General features: G+C 33.2%; 10 protein-coding genes. 4 read left to right on the top strand and 6 right to left on the bottom strand.

Annotation, left to right across the window (positions count from 1 at the left end; translation table 11 throughout):
- The first annotated feature begins 27 nt into the window (after positions 1 to 27).
- The 4 genes from U9966_RS08605 to U9966_RS08590 all read left to right on the top strand — a co-directional run bounded on the left by U9966_RS08605 (position 28) and on the right by U9966_RS08590 (position 8256).
- Positions 28 to 3237 (top strand): TonB-dependent receptor domain-containing protein, encoded by a 3210-nt coding sequence (locus tag U9966_RS08605; RefSeq protein ID WP_306349857.1) that lies wholly within the window; start codon positions 28 to 30, stop codon positions 3235 to 3237.
- Between the two features lie 166 nt (positions 3238 to 3403).
- Positions 3404 to 3646, top strand: a complete 243-nt coding sequence (locus tag U9966_RS08600; protein ID WP_306346580.1) for an AbrB/MazE/SpoVT family DNA-binding domain-containing protein — start codon at positions 3404 to 3406, stop codon at positions 3644 to 3646.
- Entirely contained in the window at positions 3643 to 4041 is a 399-nt protein-coding gene (vapC, locus tag U9966_RS08595; RefSeq protein WP_306346581.1) for a type II toxin-antitoxin system tRNA(fMet)-specific endonuclease VapC, read from the top strand. The genes U9966_RS08600 and vapC overlap by 4 nt, the downstream gene beginning before the upstream one ends.
- A 288-nt stretch (positions 4042 to 4329) precedes the next feature.
- A complete protein-coding gene (locus U9966_RS08590) occupies positions 4330 to 8256 on the top strand; it encodes a hypothetical protein (RefSeq protein ID WP_322631698.1) in 3927 nt (1308 codons plus the stop codon).
- Positions 8257 to 8527: 271 nt separating this feature from the next.
- Here U9966_RS08590 and U9966_RS08585 read toward each other — a convergent pair whose 3' ends face one another.
- The 6 genes from U9966_RS08585 to yihI all read right to left on the bottom strand — a co-directional run bounded on the left by U9966_RS08585 (position 8528) and on the right by yihI (position 15073).
- Positions 8528 to 8794 carry a YcgL domain-containing protein gene (locus tag U9966_RS08585; protein ID WP_306346583.1) on the bottom strand — a complete coding sequence of 89 codons (267 nt, stop codon included), beginning with the start codon at positions 8792 to 8794 and terminating at the stop codon, positions 8528 to 8530.
- A gap of 12 nt (positions 8795 to 8806) precedes the next feature.
- Positions 8807 to 10255 (bottom strand): replicative DNA helicase, encoded by a 1449-nt coding sequence (locus tag U9966_RS08580; RefSeq protein ID WP_306346584.1) that lies wholly within the window; start codon positions 10253 to 10255, stop codon positions 8807 to 8809.
- A 75-nt stretch (positions 10256 to 10330) separates the two neighbouring features.
- A complete protein-coding gene (gene lptD / locus U9966_RS08575) occupies positions 10331 to 12664 on the bottom strand; it encodes an LPS assembly protein LptD (RefSeq protein ID WP_306346585.1) in 2334 nt (777 codons plus the stop codon).
- 10 nt (positions 12665 to 12674) lie between these two features.
- Complete coding sequence (gene hemN / locus U9966_RS08570; protein ID WP_306346586.1) at positions 12675 to 14042, bottom strand: oxygen-independent coproporphyrinogen III oxidase; 1368 nt, start codon at positions 14040 to 14042, stop codon at positions 12675 to 12677.
- Entirely contained in the window at positions 14042 to 14479 is a 438-nt protein-coding gene (locus U9966_RS08565; RefSeq protein ID WP_213156524.1) for a DUF2489 domain-containing protein, read from the bottom strand. The genes hemN and U9966_RS08565 overlap by 1 nt, the downstream gene beginning before the upstream one ends.
- Before the next feature lie 9 nt (positions 14480 to 14488).
- Positions 14489 to 15073 (bottom strand): Der GTPase-activating protein YihI, encoded by a 585-nt coding sequence (yihI, locus tag U9966_RS08560; protein WP_306346587.1) that lies wholly within the window; start codon positions 15071 to 15073, stop codon positions 14489 to 14491.
- Positions 15074 to 15608: the final 535 nt, after the last annotated feature.

Below are 15608 nucleotides of genomic sequence, written 5' to 3'. Positions count from 1 at the left end.
ATTTCTACTAATTTTGAGGGAGGTTCTATGCAAAAATTATCAAACCGAGGGGGAGTAACGAAGTTATTTTGTTACTCCTTGCTCTCCTTATCTATCACTAATGCTCTCGCAGAAGAAGCAACATTAGGTACCATTAATGTTATTGACACACCTGAAAGTATTCAAAATAAGAAAGTAGGTGAAACGGTTAAAACAGCAAAAACCTTAGAAAAGCAACAAATATCAAGTACACGTGATTTAGTAAAATATGAAACTGGCATTACTGTTGTTGAAAAAGGACGAATGGGGGCAAGTGGTTATGCGGTTCGTGGTGTGGAAGAAAACCGTGTAAATATTACTATTGATGGACTTGCTCAAGCTCAAACGATTTCTTCACAAGGCTTTAAGGAACTCTTTGAAGGTTATGGAAACTTTAATAATACCCGTAATGGTATTGAAGTAGAAACAATTAAACAAGTAAACCTAGCCAAAGGTTCAGATTCAACTAAAGTGGGAAGTGGAGCATTAGGTGGTGCCGTCATTTTTGAAACTAAAGATGCACGTGATTTCTTAATGGGTAAAGATTTTTACTATAAATTTAAAACGGGTTATGCAACGGCGAATAATGAAAAAATGTTTTCTCATACTTTAGCAGGGCGTTTTAAAGATTTTGATGCATTAGTGATACGTACAGATAGAGATGGACATGAATTAGAAAACTTTGGTTATGATGATTATCCCGATATTCCAGAATTAGGTTCTCAAGGTCGTTCTCGTCAGAAAGCAGATCCTTATAATATTAGTAAAGAAAGTACTTTATTTAAATTATCTTATAATCCTAATGAAAATAATCGTTTCACTGTAATGTATGATGATTATAAAAATCATAGTAAAGGAACAGATTGGTCTTACACGCTTGCACCAATGCAAACAGAGCGAGATAAACCAGAAGTTGATTCACGCCATACTAATGACAAAAGTAATCGTAGAAATGTAGCATTTATGTTTGAAAATTACTCAGAAACTCCACTTTGGGATAGTTTGAAAGTCAGCGTGTCAAAACAAAAAATTTCACAAAAAGCAAGAACCGATGAGTATTGTGATGGTGTTGATGCTTGTAGAGGTGTTCAAAACCCATTAGGTATTCAACTTAAAGATGGAAAACTGGTAGATAACAAAGGAAATGAAATTGCTGTTGGTGAAACTGAGGCTTATGATTATAGTGGTAAGAAAAACGGTGAGAGAATAGTCACGTTAGTTGATAAAAATGGGAAAGAACTACCTTATCCAGATGAAACAGAAAACTGGGAAGGTAAAATGATTAAACGCAACCAAAAAGACTTATGGAGCAATGCGACTGATTCCAGAGAAGTATTTTTAGATTGTTCTAAATTCGACTGTAGTGGATCGATAAGATATCATCATATATCTGGTAATAAATTCGTTGATGATAAAAAATATGCAGATATTGATTTAAATAAAGAACAAACTGTTATTGTAAGAGAATGGCCAGATATTGATTGGGATTCAAATTGGAATCAAATTGATATTATTAAACGTAAAAAAACCGTCTTTGTTGTTGAAGATATTAAACGTGGTGGAGCACATTACAAACATATTTTACCACAAGAAACCTATTGGGATGACAAAGGTGACTATTGGAATGATCCAAACTATGAAGGCTGGCGAGCTGATGCTCCATCAGAATGGTCTAAAACAGGTAAGGTTGGTTACAATAATTCAGATGAATATCGTTTAATTTTACCAGGTTCTAGAGGATACGAAACCAATATTTGGACAGATCGTTCATTAAATACAGATACTTTACAGTTAAAACTTGATTTAACTAAATTCTTTACTGTCAAAGATATTGATAATGATCTTGCCTATGGTATTTCTTATGAGAAAACCGAGAAATCGATGATTAACTATACTGGTTATGGATCTATTAATCATAAATGGTGGGCAATCAGTGATATGGATGATATCGATGAAAATGGGAACCCTACTTGTAATAAAAGATTTTCTATTTTCTGTAATAGAAGTTCAGGAGCTGAAACATTTTTAATGCCTGTTGTAACAAAATCAGGTGAGTTCCATATTTCAGACAATATTCGTATTAATGATAAAGTTGCGTTTGATCTTGGCTATCGTTATGACAGAGTTTCACATAAACCACATTATAAGGTGGGGGTAGATCCTGCGTTACCTAAAGGGCTTTATGATGGCGTACTTCTTAATGGAACTGCAGAAGAAAATATGGAGTATTTAGCAAAACAAAAACGTAAATTTAGCAATAGTTCTTATAGTTTAGCAGGAATATTTGATCCTACTGATTATTTAAGAATACAAGCAAAATACTCAACAGGGTTTAGAATTCCAACATCAGATGAACTGTATTTTACCTTTAAACATCCTGATTTTTCAATTAAACCTAATTTAGATTTAAAAGTAGAAAAAGCTAAAACAAAAGAAGTTGCATTAACATTTCATAAAAACAATAGTTTTATTACGTTAGGAGCATTTAGAACAGATTATCAAAACTTTATAGAATTAGCTTTTAAAGGTTATACACAGTTTAAAAATAGTAAAGGACAAACAAGTGGTATTCCTTATCGCCTTTACCAAAACCGCAATAACTCGAAAGCTAAAGTACAAGGGTTAAGTATTGCTGCAAAACTGTATTTATCTGATTTATTAGATAAACCAAATGGGTTTAATATTGGGTATAAATTTGAATATCAAAAAGGTAAAACGTTCGGTATTGATACTGATTCTGCTGGTAATGAAAGAGAAATGTGGCACGCTATCAATGCTATTCAACCTATGAAACAAATCTTAAGTGTTGGTTATGTTTCTCCAGAGCAAGATTATGGATTTGATATTTTCTATACACACGCTTCAGCGAAAAAGAAAACAGCAAGCTATAATCCTTATCACGGTGCAGATCAAGGAATATTCAATGGACCTGATGAAGGGACTTATGCAAAACATTTAAGTAAAGCTTATAATGTATTTGATGTAATTGGATTTTATAAACCAATTAAAGATCTGATTATTCAAGCAGGTGTATATAACTTATTTGATCAAGAATATGCAACTTGGGAAAGTATTCGTTCAATTCGTCAATTTGGTACCAGTAATATGATTTGTAAAAAAGCAACTCCAGGATTAGGTTGTGGCTATGCAGATCAAGGAATAGAAAGATTTTCTGCTCCGGGTAGAAACTTCAAACTTAACCTAAGTTATGAGTTCTAAAATCTGACTTAAATAAAAAATAAGCCAAACACAAGCGGTCAATATTTTTAACAAATTTGCAAAAAGTTAAAAAATATTGACCGCTTTATTTTTTCTATTTATATTTGTAAAAATCATCTTTTAGTATATAATTTGTCTTTACTAATTCTTTACCTCAGGAGCATTTATGACACAAAGAATATTAAATATCAAAGTTGAAGAAGAATTGAAAAATACATTTATGTCTATATGTCGCCAAAAAGGTCATAGTGCTAGTTTAGTTCTTCGTGAGTTTATGAAATCTTATTGTACAAAAAATCAAAAAACAACTGGCTGGGATAATTTTTTTGACAATATTGAAGTACCGAATGATTTTATGCAAGAACGTATTCAACCAGAACAACAAGAGCGTAAGGATCTTCATATATGATAACTTATATGTTAGATACCAACATTTGTATCTACGCAATGAACAATAAACCTCAAAAAGTACGAAAAAAGCTGATTCAACACCAAAAAAATGTTTGCATTAGCAACATAACACTCGCTGAATTATTATATGGTGCAGAAAAGTCTGCTAATAGAGATAAAGCATGGTATGCCGTTAACGCGTTTACAGAAAATTTACTTATACTTGATTATGACGTAATGGCTGCAACATATACAGCTAAAATTAGAGCTACTTTAGAAAGGAAAGGAATGCCTATTGGTTCGTATGACACAATGATAGCAGGTCACGCATTAAGCCAAAATATAATTTTGGTAACGAATAACCAAAAAGAATTTAATCGAGTTAATGGGCTACAACTAGATAATTGGATATAATCTCTTAATTCTTAATTTCTATTCCCCTAACTTACTTTAAGATATCCATTAAATACAAATAACACTAAACGCAAGCGATCAGAATTTTTAACAAATTTGCAAAAAATTAAAAAATTCTGACCGCTTTATCTTTTCTTATTATTCCATTCTACAATAGTTTATCGCAAAGAGACAAGTACTCTGATTTTTGTCTATTAGATCACGAAAATAATAAATAACAATTGTTTGCATTTGTATTTAATCGTATAATATAACTCCATTTTTTGTTAATTTACTGAGGATAAAAATATGAAGCAAAGTTCAATGAAGTTTAAAAAAAACTTTTTAAGTCAGGCACTTGCAATGTGTTTTGTTATGGGTGGAGTTGCAACAGTTCCAACAATGGTTCAAGCTACACCAACGAATATATCTACTTTTGCTGTCGCTCAAAAAGTTAAAATTGATATTACTGGTAATCCACCTACATTAAATGATGATAATGGTCAGTATGTATTAAAAATGAAACTGGTCTCTGAAGGTCAATATGGTTGGAATAATGACGCAATGGATAATTCAGACATTCCTACATTCCTAGAAAAAGCCGTACTGTATGCAAATGATAAAAAATTAGGAACAATGAAAGAAATTGGTTTTAGTGGTACAGGTTATGGTCAAGGAACGAAGCTTTATACAACAAGTGAAACAACATTAAAAGAAAAATTAAAACCTGTTATTGGGGATCAGCAATTAAACCTACGTATTGAATATAACGGTAATTCAAACTGGGCGAGTTCACCAAATATGACAAATGGTCTTTATGATGCGAATGCAAGTAATAATAATGGAACTACTACTCCACCAGCTACAGCATACACATTGAAAAAAGATGCCACTTTAGTTAAAGCAGAATATGGTGACGAATTAAGATTAGAATTTGAGCCGTTAAAAAATGGTAAAAATCTTACTGATGATGAAATGGCAGGCGTAACGATTGAGATTAATGGTACATCTTATGGAAAATTAGCTGATTTATGGACAAGAAACTTCTATGGTACTGTTCGTATCGATGATGATAAATTAAAAACCATTAAAGAAGAAATCAAAAAAGATAATCTTGCAATTGTATTAACAATGAAAGATGGTAAAACATTACCATTCAATGTTGCGAATAAGCTAACTCCTGAACAACGAGCTAAAATCACAGGTGAAACTACACCACCAACTCCAGCAGTTGTAAACAAGGATGCATTAAAAACCGCAATTACAGAAGCTGAAGCTGTAGATACAACAGGTAAAACTGATGAAACAGCAAAAGCATTAACAGACGCGATTGCAGTGGCTAAAACTGTAAGAGATGATGCTAATGCAACACAGCAACAAGTTGATGATGCAAAAGCAGCAATTGAAGATGCAAAAGCTGGATTGAAAGACAAACCCGTACCAGCTACAGCATACACATTGAAAAAAGATGCCACTTTAGCTAAAGCTCAATATGGTGACGAATTAAGATTAGAATTTGAGCCGTTAAAAAATGGTAAAAATCTTACTGATGATGAAATGGCAGGCGTAACGATTGAGATTAATGGTACATCTTATGGAAAATTAGCTGATTTATGGACAAGAAACTTCTATGGTACTGTTCGTATCGATGATGATAAATTAAAAACCATTAAAGAAGAAATTAAAAAAGATAATCTTGCAATTGTATTAACAATGAAAGATGGTAAAACATTACCATTCAATGTTGCGAATAAGCTAACTCCTGAACAACGAGCTAAAATCACAGGTGAAACTACACCACCAACTCCAGCAGTTGTAAACAAGGATGCATTAAAAACCGCAATTACAGAAGCTGAAGCTGTAGATACAACAGGTAAAACTGATGAAACAGCAAAAGCATTAACAGACGCGATTGCAGTGGCTAAAACTGTAAGAGATGATGCTAATGCAACACAGCAACAAGTTGATGATGCAAAAGCAGCAATTGAAGATGCAAAAGCTGGATTGAAAGACAAACCCGTACCAGCTACAGCATACACATTGAAAAAAGATGCCACTTTAGCTAAAGCTCAATATGGTGACGAATTAAGATTAGAATTTGAGCCGTTAAAAAATGGTAAAAATCTTACTGATGATGAAATGGCAGGCGTAACGATTGAGATTAATGGTACATCTTATGGAAAATTAGCTGATTTATGGACAAGAAACTTCTATGGTACTGTTCGTATCGATGATGATAAATTAAAAACCATTAAAGAAGAAATCAAAAAAGATAATCTTGCAATTGTATTAACAATGAAAGATGGTAAAACATTACCATTCAATGTTGCGAATAAGCTAACTCCTGAACAACGAGCTAAAATCACAGGTGAAACTACACCACCAACTCCAGCAGTTGTAAACAAGGATGCATTAAAAACTGCAATTACAGAAGCTGAAGCTGTAGATACAACAGGTAAAACTGATGAAACAGCAAAAGCATTAACAGACGCGATTGCAGTGGCTAAAACTGTAAGAGATGATGCTAATGCAACACAGCAACAAGTTGATGATGCAAAAGCAGCAATTGAAGATGCAAAAGCTGGATTGAAAGACAAACCCGTACCAGCTACAGCATACACATTGAAAAAAGATGCCACTTTAGCTAAAGCTCAATATGGTGACGAATTAAGATTAGAATTTGAGCCGTTAAAAAATGGTAAAAATCTTACTGATGATGAAATGGCAGGCGTAACGATTGAGATTAATGGTACATCTTATGGAAAATTAGCTGATTTATGGACAAGAAACTTCTATGGTACTGTTCGTATCGATGATGATAAATTAAAAACCATTAAAGAAGAAATTAAAAAAGATAATCTTGCAATTGTATTAACAATGAAAGATGGTAAAACATTACCATTCAATGTTGCGAATAAGCTAACTCCTGAACAACGAGCTAAAATCACAGGTGAAACTACACCACCAACTCCAGCAGTTGTAAACAAGGATGCATTAAAAACCGCAATTACAGAAGCTGAAGCTGTAGATACAACAGGTAAAACTGATGAAACAGCAAAAGCATTAACAGATGCGATTGCAGTGGCTAAAACTGTAAGAGATGATGCTAATGCAACACAGCAACAAGTTGATGATGCAAAAGTAGCAATTGAAGATGCAAAAGCAGCTTTAAAAGATAAATCTACTGTAGATAAAGTTACTGTAGATAAATCTGCATTGGAAAAAGCAATTAAAGATGCGAAAGCATTAGATACAAGCAAAAAAACAGATAAGTCTGTAAAAGCATTAACAGATGCAATTGCAGCTGCTGAAATCGTTTTTGCAAAAGCTGATGCGACACAAAAAGAAGTGGATGATGCTAAAGCAAGAATTGAAGCTGCCAAATCTGATTTAAAAGATAAACCTACTGGTGTGACTATCATTGATTTAAACAAATATAACGACTATACAAATGCATTTTATTATGTAGATAAATCAATTGTTAAGTATATAGATAATGATGTGTATTTCTCTCTTAAAGGTGGATTAATGCATACATTAACGAAAGTACAACAATCTGTGAATAATCACGAGAAAATGGATTTATTATCTGTTCTTGGTGGTTTCCAAGCTGGTTTCAGTATGCCATTAGAAAACTCTACTACTCGTGTAGGTGGTTTCTTCGAATATGATAACAGAAAATTTGGGGATCATAGAGTCGATCATTTTGGTCTTGGTACATCAATGAAGACAGAGAATATTGAAGCATTCTTAAGATATCGTCTTGCAAAATATCGTTCTAAATCTAACCATAACGTAGATGCGTATGTAAATTATCGATATGACTACCAAGCATTAGATAGTTTCCGTATTACGCCAAGTATAGATTTATATATGACATATTCAAGTAAAGTAACCTTAGATAAGGATATTGAATTAGCAAGCCGTTTCGGCGCATTAACAAATGCTGCAGTTCAATTTACTTATATGAATAAACCGATGAATTTTGAAGTTTATATGAAACCTGAAGTAGGATTTGGTTATAATGATCAGTTACTTAAACAAAAACTACCAGCGGGTTATAAGAGAAATGAACTCAAAATTGAAAGAGGCTATTTCAACTATGCTTTAGAGATTGGCGCGAATAAACAGCTTGGAAATGGAGTTAAGTTATTTATCAACACAAGAATGCAGGGTAACAAAACTCATAATCCAGATTACACGGCTAACGTCGGTCTTGGTTATTCTTGGAAATAGTTGATTTAGGCTAAAATAATGTGATAGTTTTTTTAAAAAAGCAACTTTGCATTAAATAATCAAAAAAAACTCACATCTGATATGCACCCCAAAAGTTGAACACAACTTCTGGGGTGCTTTTTTATGAGTAAACTAACTAAGCAAGATAAAATAGATATAGCAAAAGCATTATAATTTGACGTAATTAAAGAGACTATAAAAATAACGGTGTATCCACCTTAATGTTTTTTCTATATTAAAGCAGATACACAGTTATTTTTTTATGTCTCTTCTAAAAATCAATAGGTAAAAATTTACGGTTGTTTTCTGGTAGTGGTGGAACTTGCAAGTAAAATCCCTGCTCTTTGATTGCTTCTAGTACTTTTTGATTTGGGGCGATTTTTAACTGTTTATCTCCCTTAAGATTAAATAACATTGAAAACTGAGGTTTACCAAAAGTGCGTAATAATGCTTCAGGAACTGCATCAAACTGTTCTCTTTTCTCAATATATAAATACATTCCCTCTTTTTTTGAGCTTCTATAAATCGCACAAATCATTGTCTTTTCCTATTATTCGTCATAGTTACTGTATAAATTTGGTGCAAGATTATCAAAGCGAGAGTACTGCCCTTGAAAAGCAAGTTTAACTTTACCAATAGGACCATTACGTTGTTTACCAATAATAATTTCAGCAATGCCTTTTTGTTCTGAATTTTCGTGATAAACCTCATCTCGATAGATAAACATAATTAAATCGGCATCTTGCTCAATAGAGCCTGATTCACGTAAGTCTGAGTTAACAGGGCGTTTATCTGCTCGTTGTTCTAAGCTACGATTTAACTGAGAAAGTGCAACAACAGGAACTTGTAATTCCTTAGCTAAGGCTTTTAATGAGCGAGATATTTCTGCAATTTCAAGGGTTCGGTTATCTGCAAAACCGGGTGCTTTCATTAATTGAAGATAATCCACCATAATTAAACTTAAACCACCACTTTCTTTATAGATACGTCTTGCACGAGAACGCACTTCCGTTGGCGTTAAACTCGAGCTATCATCAATAAAGATATTTTTACGCTGTTGTAAAATTGCCATCGTACTCGAAATTTTTGCCCAGTCTTCATCATCGGTTAGCTGACCAGTACGAATTTTTGTTTGATCTACTCGTGAAAGAGAAGCCAGCATACGCATCATAATTTGATCCGATGGCATCTCAAGACTAAAAATAAGCACGGGTTTGTTGGGTCTTTTCACCATATTGCCATTTTCATCTTTCTCTTCAATATCAAGCAAAGAGGCATTTTCACATAAATTCATTGCAAAGGTGGTTTTACCCATAGAAGGTCGAGCAGCCACAATAATCAAATCAGAAGGTTGTAAACCAGCGGTTCGTTTATTCAGATCCGTAAAGCCAGTTGAAACACCAGTGACCCCACCATTGTCTTTGTTTTTAGACAGTATTTCAATTCGCTCTAAGGTTGAGTTCAGAATATCATCAATTTTTTTAGGTCCTTCATCACTTGAAGTACGTTTTTCCGCAATATGAAAAATAGAGCGTTCTGCTTCATCAAGGACATCTTTAACACTCATTCCTCTAGGATTATAGCTACTTTCTGCAATTTTGTTACTGGCAGTAATCAGCTCTCGACAAATCGCCTTTTCACTGACAATATCTGCATAAGTCAGAATATTGGCAGCACTGGGGGTATTTTTGGAAAGCTCAGCAAGGTAAGCAAATCCCCCTACATCATCCAAAATGCCTCTACTTTTTAAATTTTGATCGAGGGTAATAATATCAATAGGCTGATTATGACGAGCCAATTCTACCATCTGTTCAAAAATAAGACGGTGGGCATAATTATAAAAATCACTGGCTTGAACACGTTCTGCCACATTGTCCCAGTGGGCATTATCTAGCATAACACTGCCTAGAATGGCTTGTTCTGCCTCTAACGAGTGGGGAGCAATATTGATTTGCTCTATTTGTTTATCTGTTGATTTATTCGATGAATATTTAGCCATAGTGTAAACTCATAACAAGCGGTATGATCTTTCTTAAAATTTGCAAATTTTTGATCAAATCATACCGCTTAAAAATTAATTAATATCAAATTCTTCAGTATAAGGAATAATACCTTTTTTCAACATTTTAGATACATCAGAGCTATAATCTGAACCAAAACGAAGTTCAAAATTGACCCCAATGCTATTATCATAATACATATCATCGTCATTTCTAACGGTATTATTTGGTTTTGGTATAAGATGACGTGAAATATAGCCTGATACCTTCCAGCAACAGGTGTTATAGGTAAGCCCGAGTTGACTTTCCACATATTTATCTAAGGCTAAATCTTGATAATGACTCATCATTACGGATACATTATTCGTCACATTCCAACCGAGTACAATACCTGCCTGTTTGATATCTTGATTATATGTTCCTCTACCTTTGCTTAAGTTTTGGTCAATATAATTTTGACTTGCATAACGATAGTTTAGCTGTACTACTTTATCGTGATCAGGCTTATATTGTAGAGAAAGATTAGCCAGTGAGGTTTCTTTTAAACGAGTGTCATATTGGTAGCTTCCATTTAAGTTCCAATTTTTATCAAATCGCCAGTTTGTTTCTAACGCCCAAGAGGTTGAACGGTGCGTATCACTGTTTGGGCTTTCATTATCAATACGAGAGTTAGATAAATAATAGATTTGTCCTAAGCTTAAATTAAAATATTCTTGCCCTGTTTTCTCTTTCATAAAGCGAGTAGTGGCACCTAGTGTAATTTGGTTGGCAGAGGCAATACGATCTAAACCGCTGTAACGACGATCACTAAACAATGAAAAATAATCTTGTTGTCTGAGCATTGAATCATAGCCTAATCCTAAACTATGATAGCGTGTTGTACCGATTTTATGCTGATTTCTATAAGGGCGATATAAATATTGAATTTGTGGTTCTAAAGTTTGGTCAAAGCCTTTAAACAATTGTTTATCTGCCTCTAAAATCGTTTTAAAGTTGACTTTAAATTGTGGTAAAACACGTGTTATATGAGATTTCATAGTATCCGCTTGTTTTTTGCCCGACTTTTGCCAATATTGAGTGGCATAAAGTTTGGTTTCTAAATTGACACTCGCATACTTATTACTCAGTGGTAAATTAAGGGTTGGCTCAAGATGTAAACGCCAAGCGGTTGGCATTTCGTCACTGTCATTGTCAAAATAAGTGAGCTGAGAATAAAGACTGAAATCAGCATTTTTCCAAATATTATCTTGATAATAATTAAATTCAATTTGTGGTAATGCACGATAAGGTTTTGCCCCGTCTTCATCAAAAACTTGGAATTTTTTCCCTGCAATAGAGAGGTTATAATTAGGCTGATAATAGCTTAATTTAATATTTTGGGCGACGTGTCCATCGGTACTACTACCATAAGCAGAATTAAAATGAGAAAAATATTGTTTATCACTCACTCTGGTATAATCCATACTTAATCGCCAATCAGAAAGGAAACTGACATTGTGCTTCCAATAAAATAGGTGACGCGAGTGATCTTCGTTATCCCAGTTATGATAACGATCTTTTTTCATATATTCAGCCGCAATAGTACCTTGCCCTAATTTTGTTAAATAACGAAACTCAGGGCTAATTTGCCAACCACGATGAGAGTAGTAAGTTGGGGTAATTGTCATATCCATATTGGGTGCAATGTTCCAATAAAATGGCATTTTTAACATTAGCCCTGTTCGACTAGAATGGCTATAACTTGCAGTCAGTAATCCTGAGCGACGACGATCGCCAAGCGGAATTTGTAAATAAGGGGTATAAAATACAGGAACACCTAATACTTTTAAACGCGCGTGCCACATTTCAGCATATTCTTTATCTATGTATTGTGTCATTTCACTGGCATCAATTTGCCACGAATTATCATTAGGCAAACAAGCGGTATAAGTCGCATTTTTTAAAATACGCGTATTATTACGTAATTTAACCTTTTTCGCACTTCCTCGTCCTTGACGTTCCATAAGATGATAATCGACATCAGATAAATTGGCATTTTTTGTCGCTAAATCTAATGATGCCGTTTTACCAGAGGCATTGATTCCTCCATCTTGATAATCAAACTGTTCATCAAGTTTAACAAAACGTCCTTGTTGATTTTGGCTCACCGTAATTTGTTGAGTATTAATGGTTCGATTACCTTGTTTGATGATGACATCACCCGAGTAAATCGCATTCTTATGTTGGTTAAGTGTGGCAGAATCAGACTCAATATAAACAGGTAAATTTCTTTGATCCCCCGTTACTTTCTCACCAGTAAAATGAGGCACATTCAGTAAGCACTGTGTTTTAAGATCGGCTTGAGCATATTGACTATGTAATGCGAACATAATAGCAATAGAGAGTAAAGTATAATTGTTTGGCTTCATATAATTTATCCTAAATAATTCTTGAAAATTGTTGTCTTCTTGCGGAGCCTCTTGAATATATATCAAAACAGAGACAAATATTGCGAATAAGTAAACGTCCTTTCGGTAATACCGAAATGCCTGTTTGAGTAATTTCCAGCAGCTGATCTTCTACTAAAGGAGTCAGTAATTGTAGGTCTTCTTGAAAATAATCCTTAAAATTAATATTATAGATTTCTTCCAAGCGGTCATATTTTAATGAAAAATTACAAATTAACGCTTTGATAACATCTCGACGAATGCAATCATCTTTTGTCATCATTAACCCTTTATGCAAAGCGATATTATTTTTTTCTACTTCTGCATAATAGGTTTTAAGATCTTTTTGATTTTGAGCATAGCTATCGCCTAATAGACTAATTGCTGATACACCCAACCCTAATAAATCACATTCTTCTTGTGTAGTATAACCTTGAAAGTTACGATGTAAAATCCCTTTTTTTTGAGCAATGGCTAATTCATCATCAGGTTTGGCAAAGTGATCCATTCCAATAAATTGATAGCCTGATTTTCCTAAAAATGAAATCGTATTTTGGAAAATGCTCAGTTTTGTTTCAGGTGAAGGTAACATCTCATTTTTGATTTTAACCTGTGCGGCAAAACGACTCGGTAAATGAGCATAGTTAAACACACTCATTCGGTCAGGATTTAATTCCACTACTTTTTCAAGAGTGTGTAAAAAACTTTCAAGTGTTTGTTTTGGCAAACCATAAATTAAATCTAAATTAACGGAAACAAATCCTAGCTCTCTCGCTCGTTTAACCAACGCAAAAATAAAATCTTCGTCTTGTTCACGATTAACTAATTTTTGTACTTCTTTATTAAAATCTTGTATACCCATTGAAAGACGATTAAAACCAATTTTATAAAGATGATCAAGCATATCCAGTTCAATTTCACGAGGATCCATTTCAATACTGATTTCTGCATTATCACTTACATTGAAATTATCCTCTAATAAATTCATTAAACGAGTAGATTGGGCTTCATCTAAGTAGGTTGGTGTCCCCCCTCCCCAATGAATTTGAGTGACATTACGATTTTTAAACAACGTGGAACGGGCTAAAATTTCTTTTTCAAGATAGTCTAAATAAATATCGACTTTATGACGATGACGAGTAATGGTTTTATTACACGCACAAAAATAACAAAGTTTATGGCAAAATGGAATATGCACATAAAGGGATAGCGGACGTTTAGGATAACGTGCGACAGCGGTTTTAAAATTATCATCAGTATAATTTTCGCTAAATTCTAACGCTGTTGGATAAGAAGTATAGCGAGGACCTGAATGATTATATTTTTGGATCAGATCGTGATCCCAAACAATATCCGTCATTAAAATTTTTCCATTTCAATCAAAAGTTTACGTAATTCTTGCTTAATGTTATCTTGATATTTTATTTCTGCATTCTCACGTTCTAAATCTAATTTCATTCTTTGATTACGAGCGAGATTTTTACGTTCCTCTAAAATTGGCATCTCTTCGACAACTTTAAATAGCGCCCACATTGAAGTAAAATTTTGCAATTTTGGTTGCCCTAATACATCTAATAAAGGTTTTAAGCGACGAACCCCTTCAGATAAATTGCATTGGTCTGCGAGCATTGAACGAGCAATAATATCAATACTGTTTTTTATATTTAAAAAACGCTCTTTTTTAGCGGTTTGAATAAATTTTTTCTGTTTATGTAATTTAAATAGCAATGATAATGCATAGCCAATCAATGCTAAAATAATCAACAAAGCAAGGATAATCACAAAAAATCTAAACATCACTTTTTCCTAACGAAATTCATTCAAGTTAGCGGTTTCAAATTGACGAAGTAGGGCATTATCATCTTGTTCCTCTTCCTCAATACCTAATTCTGTCATCAACTCATCGACACGATCTAAACATTCGTCCACAAATTTTTGATCTTCAGTGGATAATGTTTTACCCTTTTCTAAATCATCCAGAAGTTGATGTAAACACTCATTATTTTCTAATTGTGTTAATTCTAATTCAGGGGCAAGGGTTGGTTTTTGTTCCACCTGTTCTGGCGTTTTTTTCATTGGCGGAATAACTTTTCCTTTTTCAGGTTTATTCACAAATTCCACCATTAACGGCACTTTCTTTTTACTGCCTACACGGGGATCTTTTTTCTCCTGTGAAGTCAATTTTTTGTTCTCTAAAGTCACATTATGACGAGCTCCAGAACTTAATCCTTTATGCTTTTTCTTTTTTTTGTCAAGACGAGCTTGAGCATCTAATTCATAGCGATTTTTCTGTTTTTTACTTATGTGACAAGCGTTTAAAGAGCAAGCATTATCGCTTTTTCTTGCGGGCATAATATCACTGATTTTGCGTGTTTTTTTCTTATGAGCCATAGTATTTTCTGTTAGTGAGTTATTTTTAATGTAATTTTTATAAAATATGATCGTGCATTATAGCATAACCAATATTATTAATGTTGAATTATAATTATTTTTTGTGAAAGTTTACGATTGTCTTGATAAAACATAGCGGTGACATCAAATCGAAAATTTACAAATTTAATATTCAATGTATAGACGTAGCATACTATGTCTATATGAATGTATTTTTAAATAAATATGTTATAGATATTTTACTATTTGTTTTTTTATTTAAACATAGCGGTAACATCAATTAGAAAATTTACAAATGTAATATTCATTTAAAAATTTAAAAAGTCATTTTAATATATTGCTTGTTTATTTAACTTATTGTTTTTATTGTATTTAACTAACTAACTAACTAACTAACTAACTAACTAACTAACTAACTAACTAACTAACTAACTAACTAACTAACTAACTAACTAACTAACTAACTAACTAACTAACTAACTAACTAGCTAACTAACTAGCTAACAATAATTTAACCTAAATAGAGTGATTGATT

This window comes from Pasteurella atlantica, assembly GCF_963693435.1.
Classification (GTDB): Bacteria; Pseudomonadota; Gammaproteobacteria; order Enterobacterales; family Pasteurellaceae; genus Phocoenobacter; species Phocoenobacter atlanticus.
The sequence above is the reverse complement of the archived record's forward strand: the minus strand, read 5'-3'. Positions and strand labels throughout refer to the sequence as shown.

What these genes read in the sequence shown, in the direction of transcription:
- U9966_RS08605 (WP_306349857.1), top strand. Translation starts at nt 28, where the DNA reads ATGCAAAAATTATCAAACCGAGGGGGAGTAACGAAGTTATTTTGTTAC.
- U9966_RS08600 (WP_306346580.1), top strand. Translation starts at nt 3,404, where the DNA reads ATGACACAAAGAATATTAAATATCAAAGTTGAAGAAGAATTGAAAAAT.
- vapC (WP_306346581.1), top strand. Translation starts at nt 3,643, where the DNA reads ATGATAACTTATATGTTAGATACCAACATTTGTATCTACGCAATGAAC.
- U9966_RS08590 (WP_322631698.1), top strand. Translation starts at nt 4,330, where the DNA reads ATGAAGCAAAGTTCAATGAAGTTTAAAAAAAACTTTTTAAGTCAGGCA.
- U9966_RS08585 (WP_306346583.1), bottom strand. Translation starts at nt 8,794, where the DNA reads ATGATTTGTGCGATTTATAGAAGCTCAAAAAAAGAGGGAATGTATTTA.
- U9966_RS08580 (WP_306346584.1), bottom strand. Translation starts at nt 10,255, where the DNA reads ATGGCTAAATATTCATCGAATAAATCAACAGATAAACAAATAGAGCAA.
- lptD (WP_306346585.1), bottom strand. Translation starts at nt 12,664, where the DNA reads ATGAAGCCAAACAATTATACTTTACTCTCTATTGCTATTATGTTCGCA.
- hemN (WP_306346586.1), bottom strand. Translation starts at nt 14,042, where the DNA reads ATGACGGATATTGTTTGGGATCACGATCTGATCCAAAAATATAATCAT.
- U9966_RS08565 (WP_213156524.1), bottom strand. Translation starts at nt 14,479, where the DNA reads ATGTTTAGATTTTTTGTGATTATCCTTGCTTTGTTGATTATTTTAGCA.
- yihI (WP_306346587.1), bottom strand. Translation starts at nt 15,073, where the DNA reads ATGGCTCATAAGAAAAAAACACGCAAAATCAGTGATATTATGCCCGCA.